This window comes from Tenggerimyces flavus, assembly GCF_016907715.1.
Lineage (GTDB): Bacteria > Actinomycetota > Actinomycetes > Propionibacteriales > Actinopolymorphaceae > Tenggerimyces > Tenggerimyces flavus.
Window position 1 is genome coordinate 5,176,486 of the sequence record NZ_JAFBCM010000001.1, and the last position, 20,414, is coordinate 5,196,899.

18 protein-coding genes are annotated in these 20,414 nt (G+C 69.2%); 4 read left to right on the top strand and 14 right to left on the bottom strand.

Annotated features, from left to right (window positions below; genetic code table 11):
- Window positions 1–2: 2 nt before the first annotated feature.
- Genes JOD67_RS24270 through JOD67_RS24285 form a run of 4 tightly spaced genes read right to left on the bottom strand, consistent with a single transcriptional unit; the run spans window position 3 to window position 4,681 of the window.
- A complete protein-coding gene (locus JOD67_RS24270; protein WP_205120003.1) occupies window positions 3–1,331 on the bottom strand; it encodes an ABC transporter substrate-binding protein in 1,329 nt (442 codons plus the stop codon).
- A 4-nt stretch (window positions 1,332–1,335) separates the two neighbouring features.
- Complete coding sequence (locus tag JOD67_RS24275; RefSeq protein WP_205120004.1) at window positions 1,336–2,235, bottom strand: carbohydrate ABC transporter permease; 900 nt, start codon at window positions 2,233–2,235, stop codon at window positions 1,336–1,338.
- Window positions 2,232–3,164 carry a carbohydrate ABC transporter permease gene (locus JOD67_RS24280; RefSeq protein ID WP_205120005.1) on the bottom strand — a complete coding sequence of 311 codons (933 nt, stop codon included), beginning with the start codon at window positions 3,162–3,164 and terminating at the stop codon, window positions 2,232–2,234. Before JOD67_RS24280 ends, JOD67_RS24275 begins: the two co-directional genes overlap by 4 nt.
- Entirely contained in the window at window positions 3,161–4,681 is a 1,521-nt protein-coding gene (locus JOD67_RS24285) for a DUF4832 domain-containing protein (RefSeq protein ID WP_205120006.1), read from the bottom strand. The genes JOD67_RS24280 and JOD67_RS24285 overlap by 4 nt, the downstream gene beginning before the upstream one ends.
- Before the next feature lie 147 nt (window positions 4,682–4,828).
- On the opposite strand from JOD67_RS24285, the gene JOD67_RS24290 reads away from it, so the two are divergent.
- A complete protein-coding gene (locus tag JOD67_RS24290) occupies window positions 4,829–5,749 on the top strand; it encodes a carbohydrate kinase family protein (RefSeq protein WP_307782529.1) in 921 nt (306 codons plus the stop codon).
- Entirely contained in the window at window positions 5,746–7,044 is a 1,299-nt protein-coding gene (locus tag JOD67_RS24295; protein WP_205120007.1) for an alpha-glucosidase/alpha-galactosidase, read from the top strand. Before JOD67_RS24290 ends, JOD67_RS24295 begins: the two co-directional genes overlap by 4 nt.
- Window positions 7,045–7,188: 144 nt before the next feature.
- Here JOD67_RS24295 and JOD67_RS24300 read toward each other — a convergent pair whose 3' ends face one another.
- Window positions 7,189–7,776 (bottom strand): dihydrofolate reductase family protein, encoded by a 588-nt coding sequence (locus JOD67_RS24300; protein WP_275577174.1) that lies wholly within the window; start codon window positions 7,774–7,776, stop codon window positions 7,189–7,191.
- A 138-nt stretch (window positions 7,777–7,914) separates the two neighbouring features.
- On the opposite strand from JOD67_RS24300, the gene JOD67_RS24305 reads away from it, so the two are divergent.
- On the top strand, window positions 7,915–8,580 hold the full coding sequence (locus JOD67_RS24305; protein WP_205120009.1) for a DNA alkylation repair protein: 666 nt from the start codon (window positions 7,915–7,917) through the stop codon (window positions 8,578–8,580).
- Window positions 8,581–8,582: 2 nt separating this feature from the next.
- Here the strand turns inward: JOD67_RS24305 and JOD67_RS24310 are convergent, their stop codons facing one another.
- Genes JOD67_RS24310 through JOD67_RS24325 form a run of 4 tightly spaced genes read right to left on the bottom strand, consistent with a single transcriptional unit; the run spans window position 8,583 to window position 14,323 of the window.
- The gene (locus JOD67_RS24310; RefSeq protein ID WP_205120010.1) at window positions 8,583–9,374 is read right to left on the bottom strand and encodes a DeoR/GlpR family DNA-binding transcription regulator; all 792 of its coding nucleotides are present in this window, start codon (window positions 9,372–9,374) and stop codon (window positions 8,583–8,585) included.
- On the bottom strand, window positions 9,371–10,675 hold the full coding sequence (locus tag JOD67_RS24315; RefSeq protein ID WP_205120011.1) for a family 4 glycosyl hydrolase: 1,305 nt from the start codon (window positions 10,673–10,675) through the stop codon (window positions 9,371–9,373). Before JOD67_RS24315 ends, JOD67_RS24310 begins: the two co-directional genes overlap by 4 nt.
- A 41-nt stretch (window positions 10,676–10,716) precedes the next feature.
- Complete coding sequence (locus JOD67_RS24320) at window positions 10,717–11,523, bottom strand: class I SAM-dependent methyltransferase (RefSeq protein ID WP_205120012.1); 807 nt, start codon at window positions 11,521–11,523, stop codon at window positions 10,717–10,719.
- A gap of 43 nt (window positions 11,524–11,566) precedes the next feature.
- Window positions 11,567–14,323, bottom strand: coding sequence for a helix-turn-helix transcriptional regulator (locus JOD67_RS24325; protein ID WP_205120013.1), 2,757 nt, complete (start codon window positions 14,321–14,323; stop codon window positions 11,567–11,569).
- Between the two features lie 61 nt (window positions 14,324–14,384).
- Here JOD67_RS24325 and JOD67_RS24330 point away from each other — a divergent pair, with 61 nt between their 5' ends.
- A complete protein-coding gene (locus JOD67_RS24330) occupies window positions 14,385–14,627 on the top strand; it encodes a nickel-binding protein (RefSeq protein ID WP_205120014.1) in 243 nt (80 codons plus the stop codon).
- Here JOD67_RS24330 and JOD67_RS24335 read toward each other — a convergent pair.
- The 5 genes from JOD67_RS24335 to tatA form a co-directional block, all read right to left on the bottom strand.
- Window positions 14,624–17,356, bottom strand: a complete 2,733-nt coding sequence (locus tag JOD67_RS24335; protein WP_205120015.1) for a DEAD/DEAH box helicase — start codon at window positions 17,354–17,356, stop codon at window positions 14,624–14,626. The genes JOD67_RS24330 and JOD67_RS24335 overlap by 4 nt on opposite strands.
- Entirely contained in the window at window positions 17,313–18,143 is an 831-nt protein-coding gene (locus tag JOD67_RS24340; protein WP_205120016.1) for an AF_0692 family protein, read from the bottom strand. Before JOD67_RS24340 ends, JOD67_RS24335 begins: the two co-directional genes overlap by 44 nt.
- Window positions 18,144–18,222: 79 nt before the next feature.
- Window positions 18,223–19,107 carry a diacylglycerol/lipid kinase family protein gene (locus JOD67_RS24345; protein ID WP_205120017.1) on the bottom strand — a complete coding sequence of 295 codons (885 nt, stop codon included), beginning with the start codon at window positions 19,105–19,107 and terminating at the stop codon, window positions 18,223–18,225.
- A gap of 47 nt (window positions 19,108–19,154) precedes the next feature.
- Entirely contained in the window at window positions 19,155–20,039 is an 885-nt protein-coding gene (gene tatC, locus JOD67_RS24350; RefSeq protein WP_307782530.1) for a twin-arginine translocase subunit TatC, read from the bottom strand.
- A 56-nt stretch (window positions 20,040–20,095) separates the two neighbouring features.
- Window positions 20,096–20,389: a Sec-independent protein translocase subunit TatA gene (gene tatA, locus JOD67_RS24355; protein ID WP_205120018.1), complete on the bottom strand. Its 294-nt coding sequence runs from the start codon at window positions 20,387–20,389 to the stop codon at window positions 20,096–20,098.
- Window positions 20,390–20,414: the final 25 nt, after the last annotated feature.

Here is a 20,414-nt window from a genome sequence, read left to right on the forward strand (position 1 = left end):
AGTCAGTCGGAAGCGAACAGGGCGTTGACCTTCTCGTTCGCCGCGCTCAGCGCGGGTGCTGCTTCCTTCTGGCCGAGCCACACCTCTTCCATGGCGGTGGCCACGATCTGGTTGATCTCGTCGCCGTGGTCGCTCACCGGCAGCAGGAACGTGCCGTCCTTGGCGTCGGCCTGCTCGACGAAGAGCTTCACGTCGCGGCCCGCCTTCTCGTGCGCGGCCAGCGCCTTCTCCGACGAGGACGTGATCGCGGGGAACACCACGGCGTCGGTGGCGACGACGTCCTGGCAGGCGGTCGAGCCGAGGTACTTGACCCACTTCCACGCTTCGTCCGGGTGGTCGGTGTCGGCGTAGATGACGTCGGCGAGCCCATTGAACGCCGACTTGCGTCCCTGCGGTCCGGTGGGCAGCGGCGCGAACGCGAACTTCTGCTCGGTCGACTCGAGGTACGCCTTGATCATCCACGAGCCGGTGATGCCGAGCGCGCCCTTGCCGGAGTTCAGCACGGCGTCGGTGCCGAGCGAGCTCGTCTTGTCGTACGGCGCCGAGTAACCCTTGACGGCGAGGCTCCGGAACCAGTCGACGGTCTCGGCCAGCTTCGGGTCGTCGTAGAAGTACTTGGTGCCGAACGGGTTCTTGTCGATGTAGTTGAAGCCGTTGGAGACCGCGAGGTCGCCCCAGCCGTTCTGGCCCTGCGAGCCGTCGTTCAGCTCGGGCACGATCCCGCGCACGGCGACCTTGCTCTTGTCGAAGCCGGGCTCGTCGCCGCGCTTGCCGTTCGCGTCGACGGTGAGCTTCGCGATCGCCTGCTCGAACGTGCCGCCGTCGGTCGGGTTCCAGGTGAGGTTGGACAGATCGACGCCGGCCTTCTTCGCCTGGTCGGCGTTGTAGATGATCGCCATCGTGTCCCAGTCCTTGGGCAGCCCGTACCGCTTGCCCTCCTTGACCCAGACCTCGGCGAGCCCCGGCCGGTACTGCGTCAAGTCCACCTTGTCAGCGTCGGCCATCGGTTGCAGGTCGAGCAGCTGGCCGTTCTTGACGAACTGCGGGTAGTACGACGCCTGCATCGTGATGACGTCGGGCGCCTCACCCGAGACGAGCTGGGTGGTGAGGTTCTGCCAGTACTGGTCCCACGCGTTCTGCGTGATCTTCACGGTGATGTCGGGGTTGGCCTTGGTGAACGCGTCGGCACACTTCTGGTACGAGGCCTGCTGGACGTCGTCCCACAGCGCATACGTCAACTCCACCTTGCCACCGGACGACCCGCCGCCTCCCCCACTGCACGCGGCGGCCACGACAAGCAGTGCCAGCGCCGGAATCGCTGCCTTCTTCATAGGACTAACCCTTCAGGCCGGAGAACTGGATGGAGTCGACGAGGCGGCGACCGAAGAAGATCACCAACAGCAGAACGGGAATCACCGACAGCGCAGACCCCGCCATCAGGCCGGTCCAGTCCGGCGCGGTGTTGGGCGACTGCTTGAGGAAGATGCCGAGAGCGGCGGTGAGCACGCGGGTCTCCTCGCCCGGCGCGACGAGCTGCGGCCACAGGTAGTCGTTCCACGTCCACACCGCGGTCGTCAGGGCGACCGTCAGCAACGGCCCCTTGGTGATCGGCAGCACGATCCGCCAGAAGATCACCCACTTGCCCGCACCGTCGATCAACGCGGCCTCCTCGACATCGCGCGGAATCCCGAGGAAGAACTGGCGCAGGAAGAACACCGCGAACGGCGTCATCAGCACGCTCGGCGCGATCAAGCCCTGGTAGGTGTTGATCCAGTCGAGCTCCTTCACCAGCGCGAAGTTCGGCAGCAGGGTGAAGATCGGCGGGACCATCAACGCGCCGACGAACAAGCCGAACAGCAGGTCGCGCCCACGGAAGCGGAGCCGCGCGAACGCGTACCCGGCCATCGCGCAGAACAGTGTCTGCAGGAACGTGATCAAGCCGGTGTAGACGACCGAGTTCCGCAGGTACAGAAAGAAGTCCAGATGGGCGCCCGAGCCACCCGCGGCCCGGGCCTCCTCGCGCGTCACCAGTCCGAGCACCCGCTCGAAGTTGAACAGGGTCGGATGGTTCGGGAGCAGGCCGGCGTTGTCGCCGGCCAGCTCCCGGCCCGGGGTGATCGCGGTCCGCAACATCCAGTACAGCGGGAACAGCGAGACCACGAGCGCGACGACCACGAAGGCCCACGCGAGGACGCGCGTCGGCGTGACCTTGCGACGATCCGTTGGCGTACTCATGCGAGGTCCGAGGTGGAGGCGCGCAGCAGGCGCATCTGGAGGAACGTGAGGACGCCGAGCACGAGCACGAGACTCAGCGCGAGCGCCGACGCGTACCCCATCTTGAAGTGCGTGAAGGCCTGTTCGTAGATGTAGAAGTAGATGACGCGCGTCGCGTTCACCGGTCCGCCCTTGGTGGTGACCGCGATCGTGTCGAACAGCTGCACCGCGCCGATCAGCGATACGACGAGCACGAACGCGAGGATCGGGCGGAGCAGCGGCAGCGTGATGCGGAAGAACGTCCGCAGCTCGCTCGCGCCGTCGATCGCCGCCGCCTCGTACAGCTGCGACGGGATCATCAGCATGCCCGCGTAGAACAGCAGTGCGGTGTAGCCGACGCCGCTCCACGAGCTGATCAGCACCACGCTCGGCATCGCGAGCGCGGGCGAGGTGAGGAAGCCCTGGTTGTCGGCGCCGAGGCTGACGAGCAGGTGGTTGAAGAAGCCGAGGTTGGCGTCGAGCAGCCACATCCAGAGCAGGCCGGCGGTGACGTTCGGCACCAGCCACGGGACCAGCAGGAGCGAACGGATCACCAGCGACCGGGTCACCCGGTGCAGCAATGTCGCCAGCACGATCCCGACGAGCAGCTGGAACGCGACCGAGAGCACGACGTAGTAGCCGGTGACCTTCAGCGAGTTCCAGAACAGCGGGTCGTGGATGAGCGTGGCGTAGTTCTTCAGGCCCACGAACTTCGGCTCGGACAGCAGGTTCCAGTCGGTGAGGGAGAACCAGGTGCCGCGGATCGCGGGATACAGGTAGAACACCGCGAAGCCCACGATCACCGGCGCCAGGAACGCGATCGCGATGCGGCCGTCGCCGCGCCGACGCCGCCGTGGCGTCTGCGGTCGCCGGGTCGTCGTCTGTTCCAGCGACGACGCCGTCGCCGTCATCGGCGAACCCGGACCGTGCCGAGGTCGAGCCAGCCGTCGGCGCCCTGGGCGGCGTTGGCGAAGCGCAGCTTCTTCCCCGTCAACAGCGGGTTGACGACGCGCATCACGAGGTCATAGCTGCCGGATCGTACGTGGTTGACGTTCACGCTCGTCCGGTAGTGCTGCGGCCAGCCGAAGTCGAGGTAGGGCTTGCTCGTCTGCCAGTCCGGGTAGGCGCGGATCTTCAGCGGCTGGACCTTGCGGACGTCCCAGCCCGTACGCCAGGTCTTCGTGACCCGACCGCTGGCGTCGCGCAGGCCGAGCTCGACTGGCCAGCGGTAGTAGAACGGCGCCACTCCCCTGTTCTCGATCGTGACGCCGATGTCGAGGTCGTGCGACACGGTCGGCTTGAACCGGGCAGCGCTGACGTGCAGCTCGTACCCCATCGCGCGGACCGCCGCGGCGACCTTCGGATCGGCCGGGTCGTAGTTCAGGATGCCGGCGTGGTTGATCTTCCAGGTGGAGTGCTCGAGCTCGATGCAGGCGCGTACGTCGTCGACGTCGGCGCCGTTCCCCGCGGGATAGTTCGCGAACGCGTGCCGCTGGATCTCCGGCCGGACCTCGCCGCCCATCGAGTTCGTGACCCATCTGTTCTCGGCGTTCGCGCGCAGGAAGCCCGCCAACTGCGACCAGTCCCAGCCGCCGAGCGACTCCGGCAGCGTGACGCCCTTGCCACCCTCGATGAAGCACCACGAGTCGTCGTGGAAGCCCACATCGGCTTGCATGACGGCGGAATCGGCGAGCTCGGCGTACCGTGCCTCGAGCATCGTCGTGTCGAACGCGTCGTCCAGCCAGTCGATCACGCGCTTCTGGTTGGCGATGGCCGGCATGTAGTTGGGGTAGCCGTCGGAGGTGTCGGTGTCGTACGGCCAGGTGTGCCACTCGCCCCACAGCCCGACGAGACCCATGGTGAGGAAGCCGATGCGCGGGTCGCCGTCGTACCGCTTGCCGAGCTTGCTGGTGAAGTGCCGGAGCACCGCGAGCAGGTCGGGGTCGTCGTAGTCGGGGTGCTCGACGCCCCAGAACGTGTCCGGCCGCATCGCGACCTTGTCGGTGAGGCAGGCCGGCAGCCCGTTCTCCGGATGCGTGCCGCTGCCGTCCGGGTACGTGATGTAGAAGCGCATCGCGACCTGGTGGCCGGCCGCGGCGGCGCGGTCGAGGTAGCTCTCCAGCAGGCTCCAGTCGAGCTTGCGGCAGTCGTTCGGGTCGGTGACGACCTCGCTCAGCGCGAGGTACGCCCAGTCGAGGCTGTGCGGGTAGCCGGCGGTCGGGTCGTCCATGCCGTCGAGGAACGGGGCGAAGCCCTTGAGCGGGTTGTCCAGCGGGCCCGGGGCGTACGCCAACGGGTGGACCGGTAGGTGCGGCGGCGCGGCCGGCTTGGGTGGCCGCGGCGGCGGTCCCGCGGCGGCGTCTGCTCCGGCGGGCAGCAGGAACGCGGACATCGCCACCACTCCGGCGAGAGCTGCGCGCAGAAGCATCGTGCGACCTCCTGAGGGTCCGGCCGGAGTGTTGGTGCCTATCATGCGAGCTTTCGAAATCTTGTCAAGACTTTCTTTTCGATCGGTGCCAGGCGGCGGAATCGAAAGCGTTGACAAGATCGGCCGTGGCCTGCGACCGTTCGTCGCGTGCCCTCCGCCAAGGAAATAGACCTGCTCGTCGTCGGCGACGCCAACCCGGACGTGATCGTCTCCGGCGCGCCCGAACACCCCTCGTTCGGTCATGAGGAGCTCGTGGACGGCGGCGAGCTGGTGCTCGGTGGCTCCGGTGCGATCACGGCCTGCGGGGCCGCCCGCCTCGGGCTGCGTACGGCGTTCGTCGGCCGGGTCGGCAACGACGAGGCCGGCCGGTTCGTGCTCGACGCGCTCCGCCGGCGCGACGTCGACGTCTCGGCATGTGTGGTCGACTCCGAGGCTCCGACCGCGCTGACGGTCGTGCTGGTCCACGGCAAGCGGCACGCGATGCTGACGTCGCGCGGTGCGCTGGAGCGGGTCGAGGCCGCCGACGTCCCGGAGTCGTTGCTGGCGCGTACGTCGCACGTGCACTCCTCGGCGCTGTTCCTGCACCCGACGCTGCAGAAGACGCTGCCGTCGCTGTTCGCCGCTGCCCACGAGGTCGGTGCCACGACGTCGGTCGACACGAACGACGATCCGTCCGGGACCTGGTCCGGGCTGGACGCGGTGCTCCCGACGACAGACGTGCTGTTGGTGAACGAGAGCGAGGCGCGCGGCCTTGCGGGCTTGGAAGATCTCGAGGCCGCGGCCCGCGCGCTGGCGGCGCTGGGCCCGATGCCAGTGGTCAAGTGCGGTGTCGACGGCGGGCTCGCGTACTCCGACGGTGGCTCGGTGGTGCGCGCGCCGGCCGCTCCCGCAGAGGTCGTCGACACCGTGGGGGCGGGCGACACGTTCAACGCGGGCTTCCTGGCCGCGCGGCTGCGCGGGTTGCCGCTGGCGGAGAGCCTGGCGGTCGCCGTGCGCTGCGGCACATTGTCGACCCGAGCGGCAGGCGGCACGGCGGCGCAGCCGACCTGGGAGGAGGCGACGTCATGAGGCCGAAGATCGCGTTCATCGGCGCGGGCAGCGTCGTGTTCACCCAAGGGCTGTTGGCGGATCTGTACGCGTATCCCGAGCTCAAGGACGCACGCATCGCCCTGCACGACATCGATCCGGAGCGGCTGCGGGTGGCCGAGGCCGTCGCGCATCGGGTCGCCGCGGCCCGTGGGGTCGACGCGTCCGTCGTGGCGACGTTGGGCCGGCGCGAGGCGCTGGCCGGCGCCGACTTCGTGATCAACACCGTGCAGGTCGGCGGGTACGCGGCGACCGCCGCCGACTTCGAGATCCCCGCGCGGTACGGGCTACGGCAGACGATCGCTGACACGATAGGCGTGGGCGGCATCTTCAGGGCGCTACGAACGTTCCCCATTCTCGACGCGCTCGCCGCCGACGTCCGCGCCGAGTGCCCGGACGCGCTGGTGCTCAACTACACCAACCCGATGGCGATGAACGTCTGGTATCTCACCGGCAAGGTGCGCAACCTCGTCGGCCTCTGCCACTCGGTGTACTGGACGATGCAGGGGCTGTCGGACCTGGTGTCGGTGCCGTACGAGTCCGTCTCCTACCTCGCGGCCGGGGTGAACCACCAGGCGTGGGTGCTGCGGTTCGAGGCGGCCGGGGAGAACCTCTACGACCGGCTCGACGCGCTGATCGCGGCCGATCCGGAGCTGCGCCGGCGGGTGCGGATCGAGCTCTACCGGCGGCTCGGCCACTACCCGACCGAGACCAGCGAGCACTCCGCGGAGTACCTGCCGTGGATGCTGCGCCACGACGACGAGATCGCCCGGCTGCGGATCCCGGTCGACGCCTACCTGGGGATCAGCCGGGAGAACGTCCGCGAGTTCGAGCGGACCCGCGACGCCGTCCGCGCCGGGACGGACGTCGCGGTGGAGGGCTCGAACGAGTATGCGCCGCAGATCATCCACAGCATGGTGACCGGGACGCCGCGGCTGGTGTACGGCAATGTGCGCAACTACGGGCTGATCGCCAACCTGCCGAGCGACGCCGTCGTGGAAGTCCCGTGCACGGTGTCGTCCGCCGGTGTGTCACCGCTGCCGGTGGGGGCGTTGCCGCCGCAGTGCGCGGCGCTGAACCGTACGTACGTGAGCGTCAACGAGCTGACTGTCCGCGCCGCCGTGGAGGGGCGACCCGAGCACGTACGGCACGCGATGATGGTCGACCCCAACACCTCGGCCGCGCTGTCCCTGGACCAGATCTGGCGGCTCGCGGACGAGCTCACGCTCGCCCACGGCCCACTGCTCCCCGAGCCCTTGCGCGTGACGCTCGCCTAGCGCCGCACTGTCCACACCCGTCCCCGACTTCACCCACCCAATCGGGGTTCTACAACGTGGCAACAGCGTGCCAAGCCCCGCTTCGGTGGGTGAAGTCGCAAGCAGCTGTGGACGGTGACGGCGGACGGTGTGAAGCAGTGGCGGTCAGCGGCTGACCTTGTACCTGAGGTGGGTGGCGCGGCGGCCGCGGACGACCTCCGGGTCCTCGAGGAGCAGGTGGCCCTGGTCGACCTTGCCGAAGTACGAGATGCCCTCGCCGAACAGCACCGGGACGAGGCTCACGTACACCTCGTCGACCAGACCGAGCGCGAGCGCCTGCTGGATGATGCTCGCGCTGGCGATCGAGATGTGCCGGTCGCCGGCGATCTCCTGGGCCTTGGCGACTCCGGCCTCGACGCTGTCCACGAACGTCGTCGTCGGCCACTTCGTCGCGGCGTCCGCCGGCGGCTGATGCGTCACGACCACCACCGGGGCGTTGACGGGGTGCTTGTCGCCCCAGCCGTCGGCGATGTCGAACAGCCGCCGACCGGCGATGAGCGCTCCGGTGTTGCTGGTCCACTCACGCAGCACCTCGGCGCTGTCGTCGTCGACGCGCATCTCGACGGTCTCGTTCTGGTTCTCGATGTCGACCTCGCCCGCCTGGTACCAGTCGAAGAGCTCGCCCGGGTCGTCCTTCGGATCCGCGATGAACCCGTCCAGAGACATCGTCATGTGGGTGAAGACCTTGCCCATTCTGGGCCTCCCAAGTCGGTTTCGGTGTCGCTACGCACGCTACGGAGGGCAACTGGCGCGGGCATCAGCATTCTTATCAGTACTTCGCAGGCTTTCCTGCGTAGGCTGCTCCCACACCTGATGGGATGGGAGTGTGTGGTGGCCGAAACGGTGCCCGAGCTGAGGGCCGAGCTGGCCGCGCTGGACGACCCGCGGGCACGCGAGGTGAACGAGAAGCGCGGCGACGACCACGGCGTGAACCTCGGCAAGCTGCGCGCGGTCGCCAAGCGGCTGAAGACGCAGCAGGACCTCGCGCGGGAGCTCTGGGCGACCTCGGACACCGCCGCCCGCCTGCTGGCGCTGCTGATCTGCCGGCCGAAGGCGTTCTCCCGCGACGAGCTGGACGGCATGCTGCGCGACGCGCGGACGCCGAAGGTGCACGACTGGCTGGTCAACTACGTGGTGAAGAAGGGCCCGTACGCCGAGGAGCTGCGGGTCACCTGGTTCGCCGACCTGGACCCGGTGGTGGCGAGTGCCGGTTGGGCGCTGACCACCGAACGGGTGCTGAAGAAGCCCGAGGGCCTCGACCTGGTGGGGCTGCTCGACCTGATCGAGGCGGAGATGAAGGACGCCCCGGAACGCCTGCAGTGGGCGATGAACCACTGCCTGGCGCAGATCGGGATCGACTTCCCCGAGCACCGCGCCCGCGCGATCGACATCGGCGAGCGCCTCGAGGTGCTGAAGGACTATCCGACTCCCCCGGGCTGTACCTCGCCGTTCGCGCCGATCTGGATCCACGAACTCGTACGCCGGCAGACCGCCTAGCCCTAGCTGGCGATCTCGATCTTCAGGCCGCGGTCGCGCAGGTCGGCGACGATCGCGGGATCGGCCGACTCGCCGGTGATCAGCAGGTCGACGTCGGTGAGCGCGCAGATCGGGGCCATCTCGATCACGCCGAGCTTGGACGAGTCCGCGACCACGATGCGTCGGGTGGCGGCGCGGACCATGCGCTGCTTCATCTCCGCGTCCGGCAGGTTGAGATTCGTCATGCCGGCTTCGGGATGGATGCCGCCGCAGCCGAAGATCACCGTGTTGGCGCGGATGTTCTCCAGGATCTTCGTGCCGAGCGGATCCACCAACGAGTGTTGCTGCCGGCGCAGGCTGCCGCCGGTCACGACGACGTTGAAGCGAGGCAGCGCGGGCTCGAGCTCGAGCGCCGTACGCAGCCCGTTCGTGAACACCGTGACCTCGGCGAGGTCGGCGCGGGCGACCAACTCCCTTGCCACGTAGGCCGTTGTGGTGCCGGCGCCCATCAGGACGCTCTCGCCCGACCCGATCAACCGCGCCGCGGCCCGCGCGATCAACGCCTTCTCGACCGCCATCTCACCGAGCGACAGCTCGAAGGACGGCTCGGTCCCCAACGCGGGTGTCGCGGCGACCGCGCCGCCACGTACGCGACGGACTTTCCCCTGCTCCTCAAGGGCATCCAGGTCGGCACGGGCGGTCACGCTGGAGACGCCGAACGCCTCGGCCAGCTCGGCGACGCGGGCGAACTCCTGCTCCTGCAGCATGCCGAGCATCCGCTCGCGCCGCACCTCGGTCGGCATCGACTCGGTCATCGCACTGTCCCGATCGCGGCGGGCAGCAACGAGCCGTGGGCCGCGATCAGCTCGTCGCAGAGCCGTTCGATCGCCGGCAACGGCAACGTGGCAGCGGTGTTCGGGTCGAGCATCGCGGCATGGTAGATGTGCCGCCGGTCCTCGTCGAGGACGGCGCGCACGGTCAGCTCGACCACGTTGAGGAACGTACGGTTCAACGCCGCCAGCTGGATCGGCAGCTCGCCGACAGCCTGCGGGTGCACACCGGTCGCGTCGACAGTCGCGGGCACCTCAACACAGCTGCCCGCTTGGAGATTGTCGATCAGGCCGCCGTTGCGGACGTTCACGTACACCTGCTTGGGCTGCCCGGTGAGCATCGCGAGGATCGCCGCGGCGGCGGGCTCCTGGTGCTGGTAGCGGATCAGCAGCGGCTTGCCCGCCGACAGCGCGCGGCGCGTCTCCTCGTACTGGTGCAGGCTCTTGCCGGCGCGCCGGAGGTACTCCTCGACCGGCACGCCGAGGCGCGTGGTCTCGCCGGGATGCCGCAGGAACCAGGGAACGTACTCCGCCGCGTGTTCGCTCGACTGGGTCGGGAAGTAGCCGAACCTCCGGTAGAGCTCGACCCGAACGTGCCGCGCCAGCTCCTCGTCGGCCTCGACGGCATTGTCCAACTCGCGGTACAGATCCGTCCCGCCCGCTTCGAACCTGAGCACGAACGACTGGTGGTTGAGGCCCGCGCTGAGGAAGTCGACGTCGTCCACGTCCCGGCCGACCAGATCGGCGAGGTAGATGTGGGTGTCGCAGACCGCGTGGCAGACGCCGACGAAGCGGCCGAAGGCGGTGGCCTCCTCGACGGCCCAGCCGGTCATCGCCATCGGGTCGCTGCAGCTGAGCAGCCAGGCGTCCGGGCAGAGCTCGGCCATCTGCTGGCCGAGGTCGACGAAGGCGGGGATCGTACGCAGGCCGCGGAAGATGCCGCCGATGCCGATCGTGTCGCCGATGGTCTGGCGGAGCCCGTACCGATGCGGGATCTCGAAGTCCTTGAGCGTGGCCTCGAACCCGCCGACGTCGAGATATGCGACCACGAAGTCCGCGCCGTCCAACGCCTTGTGCCGGTCTGCGGTGGCGAGGATCGTCGCCGCGGCGTCGGCCTCGGTGTCCAGGGCACGGACGAGCGACTCGGAGGTCGCGAGCACGCCGGGATCGTCGTCGTGCAGGACGATCTCCAGCTGGCCGCGCAGCTCGGGGTGCAGGAACAGGTCGGACAGGACGCGCCGGGTCAGCTCGACGTGGGCGACACCGACCAACGCGATGCGCGGCATCTCACCTCCCGGAGCCCCGATGGCTGTCTGAGGAGCCTACTTCAGAAGGTGAATCGGTAGCTGACCATCAGGTTGCGCCAGGCCTTGAACTTGTGGCCGACCTGGTAGAGCCTCCGGATTCCGGGCGAGTGGATGAGCGGCCAGAACGTCGAGAACGGCGAGGTTTCTTGGAGCCGCAGGCGGTTGTTCCCGCTTTCGATCTCGTGTCCGTCGCGGAAGCTGAACACGAAGACCTTGATGAAGCGCGTCATCCACTGCGCCAGCGAGTCGAAGAGCAGCTCGCCGGTTCCGAAGTGGTCGCTGAGGCGTTGCAGGAGCTTGCGGACGTCGTCGGTCTGCAGGTACGGGAACAGGCCCTCGGCGATGATCAGGGTGGGGCGGTCGTTCGGGATGGCTCTCAGCCAGTCGTCATCGGTGACCGACGCGGCGATCATCCAGTGGCCGTCGCGCTCTTCGAACAGCCTTCTGCGTATGGCGATCACGTCGGGGAGGTCGAGGTCGTACCAGCGGACGTTCTTCGGCTTCTGGAGCCGTAGTGCGCGACTGTCGAGCCCGCAGCCGACCTGCAGCACGGTCGCGTCGGGGTGGCGGTCGAGGAACGCGGTCGTCCAGGTGTCGAGCTGCTTGCCGCGGAGCGCGACGAGGAACTGGTTCGTCTTCGGCCGGAGCCTTCGGGCGAGCGCGGGCTCGTCGTACTCGATCCGCTCCAGTGCCTCGGCGGCATAGTGGTCGCGGAGGATCGAGTGGGGCGAGCGGCTCTCGTACGCGCGGAGGTAGAGCGTGCCGAGCAACGTCCACATCACGTCGTCGCTGAGCAGGGTCGAGACGTCCAGCTTGCCGGTGGTCACGTGCCCTATCGTACGCTTCGTTCAGAACGTACTGAACGTTGTGTCACTCCTCGGCCAGCGCGTCCAGGGTCCGGCCGAGCTCGGCACGCGAACGGATCCCGAGCTTCCCGTAGATGCGACCAATGTGAGCCTCGACCGTGCGCGGGCTGATGAACAGTTCGCTCGCGACCTGGCGGTTGGTGAGCCCGGTGGCGGCGAGCTCGGCGACGCGGCGTTCGGTCTCGGTCAGTAGGCCCGGCTTGACGGAACGGAGTCCGACCCGGCTGAGCTCGTCACGGGCTCGTTCGGTCCAGGACCGCGCGCCGAGCGCGGTGAAGATCAGGTCGGCCTCGGTGAGCGCGGACTGGGCGAGCTTCTTCTGCCGTTGCCTGCGCTCGAGCTGCCCCAACGCCAGCCACGTACGGCCCGTCTCGAACGGGACGGCGACGCGCCCGTGCTGGCGGAGCGCCTCGTGGAACGCCTCCCTCGCGCCGTCGATGTCGTCTTCCGCGGCGAGCAGCAGCCCGCGACCGCGCGCCGCTCGTGCCCGGCTGGTCGGAACGTCGAGCCGGGTCGAGATCTCTTCGTGCTCGTCGAGAAGCTCGCGCGCCCTGTCTCGTTCGCCCAAGCCCACCAGGACCTCCGCTGCGTCAACTACTTCTTGACGGGAGGCGGGATGGCGCAACCTCATCTTGACACTCAGCTCCACGGCTTCCTCGAGCTTCGGGCGTGCCGCCCGAAGGTCGCCGACGGTCAGCTCGATGAAGCCCTGCAGCCACAGGGCGCGCCGGCGTTCCCACAGGTCGGACGCCAACGCGAGGCTCTCGTCGACCTCGGCCCGGGCGGCGTCGATGTCGCCGAGCCCCGCGTCCAGCATGCCGAGCAGGTAGATCGCCGCACCGCGCTGCGACGCCTGCCCACTGGCGCCGGCCGTTTCGATCGACTCCAACGCGAGCTCGCGGGCCCGGTGCCAGTCGCCCGATCTCCAGTCCAGTCTGGCCAAATGGCCGAGGAGGAAGGACACGCTGCTGTCGTCGCCTTCGTCGACAGCGGCTTGGTACGCCTCGGTCAACGCGCGGCGGGCGTCGTCGAGCTCGTCGAGCGTGGTCAGCCAGGCGCCGAGGCCGGTGATCGCGCGCTTGGACACGCGGAACGGGGCGGCGCCTTCCTCGACTCGGACGGCTTCCTCGGCGCGCTCCCGGTCGTACGGCAGCCCCAGTGAGACCCTGAGCTCGACGTATGCCTGGAGGGCGCTGCTGCTCGTCTGCGGATCGTTGGTCGGTAGCCGCTCCAGAAGCGCGATCGCCTTCTCCGCGTGGGCCAAGGCCGCTTCGAGATCCTCGTACTCCTCGCTAGCCGCGAGGACGTGCGCCCTGGCCGCGAGGTGGAGGTCGTCCGCCGCGAGGACGAGGGCCTCGGTCCGGAGCGCGGCCGCACCGTCGGCGTTGCCGTTGTCGAACTCGATCTCGGCGAGCAGCAGAGCGGCTTCGCCTTGCGTGGAAGGGTGTCCCGCTTCGGCGCGGACCTGCTGGGCGAGGCGGGCCGCGCCGGGCGTGTCGCCGTCGCGGAACCGATGCCTCGCGAGCGCCAATTGGCGGCGTAACCGGTCGGCGGTGTCGGCCGGCGGGGTGCGGTGGACGGCGAGCTCGAACAGTTCGGTCGCCGCGGCGGCGGCGCCGCGCCGTACCGCCCCCTCGGCCGCCTGCTCGAGGGCCCGGGCGACGTCGGCGTCGGGCTCGCCGATGGCCAGGGCGAGGTGCCGGGCGCGGTCCTCGGCGACGGTCGCGGCTTCCGCGAGGGTCCGGTGGGCGTGGCGTCGTTGGGTCGCGGTCGCGTCGCCGTACAGCGTCGAGGCCATCAGCGGGTGCGTGAACGTGACGCGTCCGCCGTCGAGCTCGATCAGTCCGGCTTCTTCGGCTCGTTCGATGGCAGCCGTGCCTCCGGGCTGGCCGCGAAGCAACGCTTCGGTGGGCTTGGCGGAAGCCGCCGCGAGCAGGACGACGGCGCGTTCGTCCGGAGCGAGTGCCGCGATGCGATCGGCGAGCAGGTCGCGCAACCTGCCCGCCACGGGCAGCGGCTCGCCCGGCTTGGGATCGATGCCGCCGCGGTCGAGTGCGCGGACGATCTCCAACGCGTACAGGGGATTCCCGCCGGACGCCCGTTCGACGCGAACGAGCATGGGACGAGGCAGCGTGCGGCCGAGGGCGTTCTGGGTCAGCCGCTGCAACTCGCGCAGGTTGACCGGGCCGAGCGTTTGCCGTTCCACCGTGGGGAAGGCGGTGTCGAGGCCGAGCGGCAGCTCCGCGGGCGCCGGCGTTCGCCTGGCGAGGAGGATGCGGATCGGGAGGGTGTCGACGCGGCGGATCGCGAATGTCAGCACGCGTTCGGTCGAGCTGTCCAGCCAGGGGACGTCGTCGATCGCGATCAGGACGGAGGCTCGTTCGGCCAGCAGCTTCAGCGCCGTGAGGGTCGCGGCCGAGACCGCGCGCGGGTCGATCCGCGCCTGCTCGTCGTCGCCTCGGAGCAGTGCGGTCGCGAGAGCTTGGCGTTGGGGCGGTGGCAGCGCGGCGAGGACGTCGTCGGCCACGTCGGCGAGGAGGTCCGCGAGACCGGCGAACGCCAGTGGTGCTTCGGCCTCGACGGGACGGCAACGGAGGACGGTCGTGCCGCGTTCCCTCGCTGTCGCGACGGCCGCCCGCCACAGGGAGGTCTTGCCGATGCCGGCCTCGCCGTCGACGACCAAGGCGGCCGGCCCGTCGTCCGTGGCGAAGAAGGACGTGAGGCGGTCGAGCTCGGCCTCCCGCCCGATCAGCTCGTCCACGGGCCCAAATGTAGGTGATCGCCCGATGTCGCGGGCCCAGGTTTTTCCTACCGTCCTAGGTATGGACGTGTATCTCGTCGAGCGCTACGCGACCGGCCTGACGCCCGCCTCGCTGCGGGCCGCCGGCTCGCGGGTGGCAGCCGCATGCTCCGGTACGTACCTCGGCTCGGTTCTGGTACGAGGCGACGAGGGCGCGCTCTGCCTCTTCCGCGCACCATCGCTCACGGCCGTCGAGCAGGCGGCTCGGCAGGAGGGGACGCTGTACGAACGCGTGGTGGCGGTCGAGCTGGTCGGGTTCGCCTAGGCCGTCAGCGTGGCGTAAGCCACCACGCCGCGGCGCATGGCTTCGACGACGCCGCGGGCGGTCTTGCGCAGGTCGCTGTCCCCTGCCGCATCCGCCACCTGGTCGGCGAGGTCGAGGATCTGCTTCACCCACCGGACGAAGTCCCCCGCCGCCAGCCCGCACTCCGTCAGCACGTCGGCCAGCTGAGCACCCGAGGCCCAGCGGAACGCGGCCCAGGCGAAGCCGAGGTCGGGCTCGCGCAGGAAGTCCAGGTGGAAGTCCCGCTCCAGCTGGTCCAGATCTCCCCACGTCGACACCAACGACCCGAGCGCCTCCCGTGCCGCACCGGCCGGCAGTCGCGGCGGGGCGGCGTCGTCGGGGGTGCGGGACTCGTACGCCAACGCCGACAGGTTCGCGGCCAGCTCGGGCACGGTCAGCTTGTCCCACGTTCCCTGCCGCAGGCACTCGGCCGCGACCAGGTCCAGCTCGGTGTAGATCCGCGCCAGCCGGTCCCCCGCCGGCGTCGTCCGGTCGCCGTCGAGGTAGCCCAGCTCGTCCAGCACCTCGCACACGCGGTCGAACTGCCGCGCGATCGTGTTCGTCCGCTGCTCGACCCGCCGCTGCACGGCCTGCGTCTCGCGTTCGAGCCGGAGGTAGCGCTCCGCCCAGCGGGCGTGGTCCTCGCGCTCGTCGCAACCATGGCAGGGATGCGCGCGCATCGACGCGCGCAGGTCCTGCAGCGTCTCGTCGTCGGCGGCGTTGCTGCCCCGCCGATAACGGCTCGGCGGAGAGTCAGGCGCCTTGTGGCGCAGGGAGTTCGCGAGATCGCGCCGCTGCTGTGCGTTGCGCGGATTGAACGAACGTGGCACCCGCATGCGCGTCAACGACTCCACCGGCGTCGGGAAGTCGACCATCGACAGCTTGCGCACCTGCCGGTCGGCGGTCAGCACCGTCGGCCGCGGCTCGTCGCCGCTGCGGAAGCCGTGTCCCGGGTCGAGAACGAGCGCCAGCCCGGCACGCTTGCCCGCCGGTACGTGGATGACGTCGCCGGCACGCAGCTTGGCGAGCGACTCCACCACCTGCGCGCGCCGGTCGGTGCGCTGCCGCCGCGCGAGCCCGGTCTCGCGGTCCTTGATCGCGCGCCGGATGTTCGCGTACTCCATGAAGTCGCCGAGGTGGCAGGTCGCCGCCTCCGCGTACCCCTCCAGCGCCTCCTCGCTGCGCCGCACCTGCCGCGCGAGGCTCACGACGGCTCGGTCGGCCTGGAACTGCGCGAACGACGACTCCAGCAGCTCGCGCGCCCGGTCGCGGCCGAACTGGCGCACGAGGTTGACCGCCATGTTGTACGAGGGCCGGAAGCTCGAGCGGAGCGGGTACGTACGCGTCGACGCCATGCCGGCGACCGATGCAGGCTCGAGACCCGGCTGCCACAGCACGACGCCATGACCCTCGACGTCGATGCCGCGCCGCCCGGCCCGCCCGGTCAGCTGGGTGTACTCCCCCGGCGTCACGTCGGCGTGCGCCTGGCCGTTCCACTTCACCAGCTTCTCGAGCACGACCGAACGCGCCGGCATGTTGATGCCGAGGGCCAGCGTCTCGGTCGCGAAGACGATCTTCACCAGGCCGCGGGCGAACAGGTACTCGACGACCTCCTTGAACGTCGGCAGCAGGCCGGCGTGGTGGCTGGCGAGTCCGCGTTCGAGGCCTTCGAGCCACTCGTGGTAGCCGAGGATCGCGAGGTCTTCGTCGGGCAGCTCGGCGGTGCGTTCCTCCGCGTACGCGCGGATCTCGGCCGCCTCGTCCGGCGTGGTGAGGCGGATCCCGGAGTACAGGCACTGCATCACGGCGGACTCGCAGCCCTGCCGGCTGAAGATGAACTGGATCGCCGGCAGCAAGGCCTCGGCTTCGAGCTTCTCCGCGACCTGCGAACGGTTCGGTGTGAACGCGACCCGCTGGGATCGGTTGTGGTTGCGCTGCCCGCGCCGGCCACCGCGCTCATGGCCGCGGCCGTGTCGCCAGTCGTCACGGGCGATTCGCGTCAACTCCGGGTTGACGCGGGCCTCGAGGTCGGGGTTGCCGGTGTCGGCGAACAGGTCGTACATCCGCTTGCCGACCATCACGTGCTGGAACAGCGGAACGGGCCGGCGCTCCTCGACGATCACCTCGGTGTCGCCGCGTACGGTCTCCAACCACTCGCCGAACTCCTCGGCATTGGACACCGTCGCCGAGAGGCTGACGAGCTGGACCGACTCGGGGAGGTGGATGATCACCTCCTCCCAGGCGGCGCCGCGGAACGGGTCGGCGAGGTAGTGCACCTCGTCCATGACCACGTAGCCGAGGCCGGTGAGCGTGGAGGACCCCGCATACAGCATGTTGCGCAGCACTTCGGTGGTCATGACGACGACCGGGGCTTCGCCGTTGATCGTGTTGTCGCCGGTCAGGAGGCCGACGTTGGTCTGGCCGTACCGCTCGGAGAGCTCGTTGAACTTCTGGTTCGACAGTGCCTTGATCGGCGTCGTGTAGAAGCACTTCCGGCCGGTGTCGAGCGCCTTGTGGACCGCGAACTCGCCGACGACCGTCTTGCCCGAGCCGGTCGGGGCGGCGACGAGCACGCCCTTCCCAGCGTCCAGGGCGCGGCAGGCCGCCTCCTGGAACGGGTCGAGGTCGAAGTCGTAGAGCTGGCGGAACGCCCGCAGTCGCGTTCCGTTATCCCTCGCGACCTGTGCGTACCGCTCCGCCGGAGTGGTCATGCCCCCAGGCTACGTGCTCTCCGCCGGACCTCGCTTCGCGCGGCACCTGACGGGCGCCCAACGCGACCAGCGCGAGGGCGCCGAGCCACGCCGGGATCGACTCCTCGACGGCAAGCTCCATGACCGCCGCACCCGCGGCGAGCGTGCCGACGACCACGAGCAACGGGTGGGGAGCCGGCTTCTCGACCGGTGCGGAAGGCATGCGGCGGAGCGCGAACGCCGCGACGACGAGGAGCACGATCGCGACGACGACACCGGCGAACTGCGGGACCGAGGCACGGAACGGGTCACTGGCGAGCTGCATCGCGGTGGTGATCACGACGCCGGCGGCGAACAGTACGGCAGTGACCGTCAGACCGACCTTCCCCAGCCAGGGCTGGGTACGTCGTTCCGGCCCGACGAGCAGTTCGACGACCAGGATCGGAACGCTGATGCTCCAGACCGTGTGGAGCGTGAGGACGAAGACCGTCCACGGGATCCCCATGCCCAGCACGTCCACGTGCCCGTAGGACAGCAGGTCGTGGCCGTAGTAGTGCGGGTTGAACAACGTCTGGGTCGTGATGCCTTCCTCAAGGACGCCGTACGCGAGCGCGAGCAGCACGATCGACGGCCAGCGCAGCCCGGCGCGATGGGCGACCTCGCGGACCAGGAGCGCGCCACCCCCGTACAGCAGGGAGAGGACGACGAGGCCCACGAGCATCGTGACGGAGAGGTTGCCGAGCAAGAACTCGGCCACCAATGGCGACAGGAAGAACAGACCGACAGCGGGAGCGATTCGTCTGAGCATGCACCCAGCGTCGTCCCGGTGGTCGATCAGCCAGGATGCCGTTCGTCGGGACCCGGGCGTGACATCCGTCAGGGCTCCGTCAGGGCTTGGGTGGCAGGAAGATCTGCAGCGCCTCGGGCACGCACTCGACCGTCAGCGGCAGCGGCGCGAGCTTCTCGCCGTCGGCGTACCCGGACGTCTCCGGCGCGGCCACGTTGACGAGCTTCGCCTTCCGGCGGGTGATCGCGGGGTGCGAGAACGAGCGGCCGGTGAACAGCTTCGGGTAGAGCCGAGCGAGATCGAGCCGGCTCACCTGACCGATCACCGTGACGTCGAACTGACCGTCCGCCGGGTCGGCGCCCTCGCAGATCCAGACGCCGCCGCCGAACGAGGACGTGTTGCCGATCGCGATCACGAGCGCGTTGGTCTCCCAGCGTTCGCCGTCGAGCTCGAGCACGTACGGCCGGGGGGTGAAGTCGCGCACCTCGGCGGCAACGCCCGCGGCGTACTTCAACGTGCCGCGCAGCCGGTGCATGGTGTTGACCCGCTCGGTGACGCGGCCGGTGAAGCCGGCGGTGAAGATCGTGCCGAACCAGGTCGCGCCAGCCTTGCCGAGGTCGATCGCCCGGTGCTGGCCGGCGATCACCAAGTCGACGGCGGCGAGGGGATCCTTGCGCGGCAGCGCGAGCGCGCGGGCCAGGTCGTTGCCGGAGCCGGCGGGCACGATGCCGAGCGGCGTGTTCGTTCCGGCGACGGCCTGCAGCGCGAGGTGGATCATGCCGTCGCCACCGACGACGACGAGCGCGTCGACGCCGCGCGAGACGGCGCGGCGGGCTAGCTCGGCGGACTCGCCGGCATCGCGGCCAGCTTCCCAACGAGCGTTGAGTCCTGCGGACCTGAGCCGTTCGGTGACGGGACCCGCCATGCGGGCGCCACGTCCGCCTCCGGAGGTCGGATTGACGAGAACGGTGATCTCACGGGCCACGTCTGCGAACACTACTGGGCGACGTGGCCTTGTGCGGACGAGGCGCGCTAGTCGTCCTTGGACTCGCCGGCTCGTTCGATCTTCTCCACGTCGACGCCGGCGGCCACCAGGCTCGCTTTGCGGCGCCTGTCGATGAGGCGCGCGATCAGCTCGGAGATGATGAACAAGGCGCTCATCGGGACCGCGAGCATCAGCATCGTGAACGGGTCGATCGACGGAGTCGCGACCGCGGCGAACACGAAGATGAAGAAGATGATCGGCGCGCGCCACTTGCTCAGCCGCGCGGCGGACAGCACGCCCACCAGGTTGAGCAGGATCACGAAGACAGGGATCTCGAACGCGAGCCCGAAGACGATCAGCAGCCGCAGGATGAAGTCGAGCATGTTCGACACATCGAGCAGGTTCTGCGTCTTGATCGTCGTTTCCTCGAGGATCGGCGTGAACGACAGCAGCACCTGGATGCCCTTCGGCATCGCGAGGTAGCCGACGAAGACGCCGATGATGAACAGCGGCCCAGCGGTGCCGAGGAACGCCAGGCTCCACTTGCGCTCGTTCTTGTGCAACCCGGGGAGGATGAACGCCCACAGCTGGTACAGCCAGATGGGCGACGCCGCCACCAACGCGGCGACGAACGTGATCTTCAACTGGAGCATGAGCGGCGAGGAGATGTTGCCCCAGTTCACGCCGACGGTGAGATCGTCGCGCGTGGCGTTGATCGCCGCGACCGCGGTGTCCAGCGGATGCTGCAACAGCTGGAACAGCACGCCGTAGAACTGCCACGCCACGATCATCATGATGATCAGCGCGATGACCGACTTCAGCAGCCGGCCGCGCAGCTCACGTAGGTGTTCGACGAGGGTCATGCGACCCTCTTCGTCCGGAGTCGGCTTGGGCTTCTTACGGCCCAGCAACTGTCCGATGGAGATGCTCACGTCGCCCCCGGGGAGGACCAGCGCGCCTCAGGAAGGCACGACGATGAAACAGCGGATCACCGGTTGGTGTGCTCGGTGTCCTTGGCCTGCTCCTGCACGGGCTGCGCCGGGACCTGACCGCTCGCACTGGTGTGCGTGATGGACGGCGGGGTGGCCTCAGCCGCGGGGGCCGGGGTCTCGTCCTTCTTCTCCGCCTTCTCGGCGTCCTCGTCCTTGGTCCGGATTTCCTTCTTGAAGATGCGCAGCGACTCGCCGAGGCCCGCCGCGATCTTCGGAAGCCGGGTGGCGCCGAACAGCAGGACGAGTACGGCGATGATCAGCAGGATCTCAGTGGGTCCGAGATTGGGCATGGATTGGCCTCTCTCATCGTGTGGC

Coding starts and splice junctions, on each gene's coding strand:
- JOD67_RS24270 (WP_205120003.1), bottom strand. CDS start 1,331: ATGAAGAAGGCAGCGATTCCGGCGCTGGCACTGCTTGTCGTGGCCGCC.
- JOD67_RS24275 (WP_205120004.1), bottom strand. CDS start 2,235: ATGAGTACGCCAACGGATCGTCGCAAGGTCACGCCGACGCGCGTCCTC.
- JOD67_RS24280 (WP_205120005.1), bottom strand. CDS start 3,164: ATGACGGCGACGGCGTCGTCGCTGGAACAGACGACGACCCGGCGACCG.
- JOD67_RS24285 (WP_205120006.1), bottom strand. CDS start 4,681: ATGCTTCTGCGCGCAGCTCTCGCCGGAGTGGTGGCGATGTCCGCGTTC.
- JOD67_RS24295 (WP_205120007.1), top strand. CDS start 5,746: ATGAGGCCGAAGATCGCGTTCATCGGCGCGGGCAGCGTCGTGTTCACC.
- JOD67_RS24300 (WP_275577174.1), bottom strand. CDS start 7,776: ATGGGCAAGGTCTTCACCCACATGACGATGTCTCTGGACGGGTTCATC.
- JOD67_RS24310 (WP_205120010.1), bottom strand. CDS start 9,374: ATGACCGAGTCGATGCCGACCGAGGTGCGGCGCGAGCGGATGCTCGGC.
- JOD67_RS24315 (WP_205120011.1), bottom strand. CDS start 10,675: ATGCCGCGCATCGCGTTGGTCGGTGTCGCCCACGTCGAGCTGACCCGG.
- JOD67_RS24330 (WP_205120014.1), top strand. CDS start 14,385: ATGGACGTGTATCTCGTCGAGCGCTACGCGACCGGCCTGACGCCCGCC.
- JOD67_RS24335 (WP_205120015.1), bottom strand. CDS start 17,356: ATGACCACTCCGGCGGAGCGGTACGCACAGGTCGCGAGGGATAACGGA.
- JOD67_RS24340 (WP_205120016.1), bottom strand. CDS start 18,143: ATGCTCAGACGAATCGCTCCCGCTGTCGGTCTGTTCTTCCTGTCGCCA.
- tatA (WP_205120018.1), bottom strand. CDS start 20,389: ATGCCCAATCTCGGACCCACTGAGATCCTGCTGATCATCGCCGTACTC.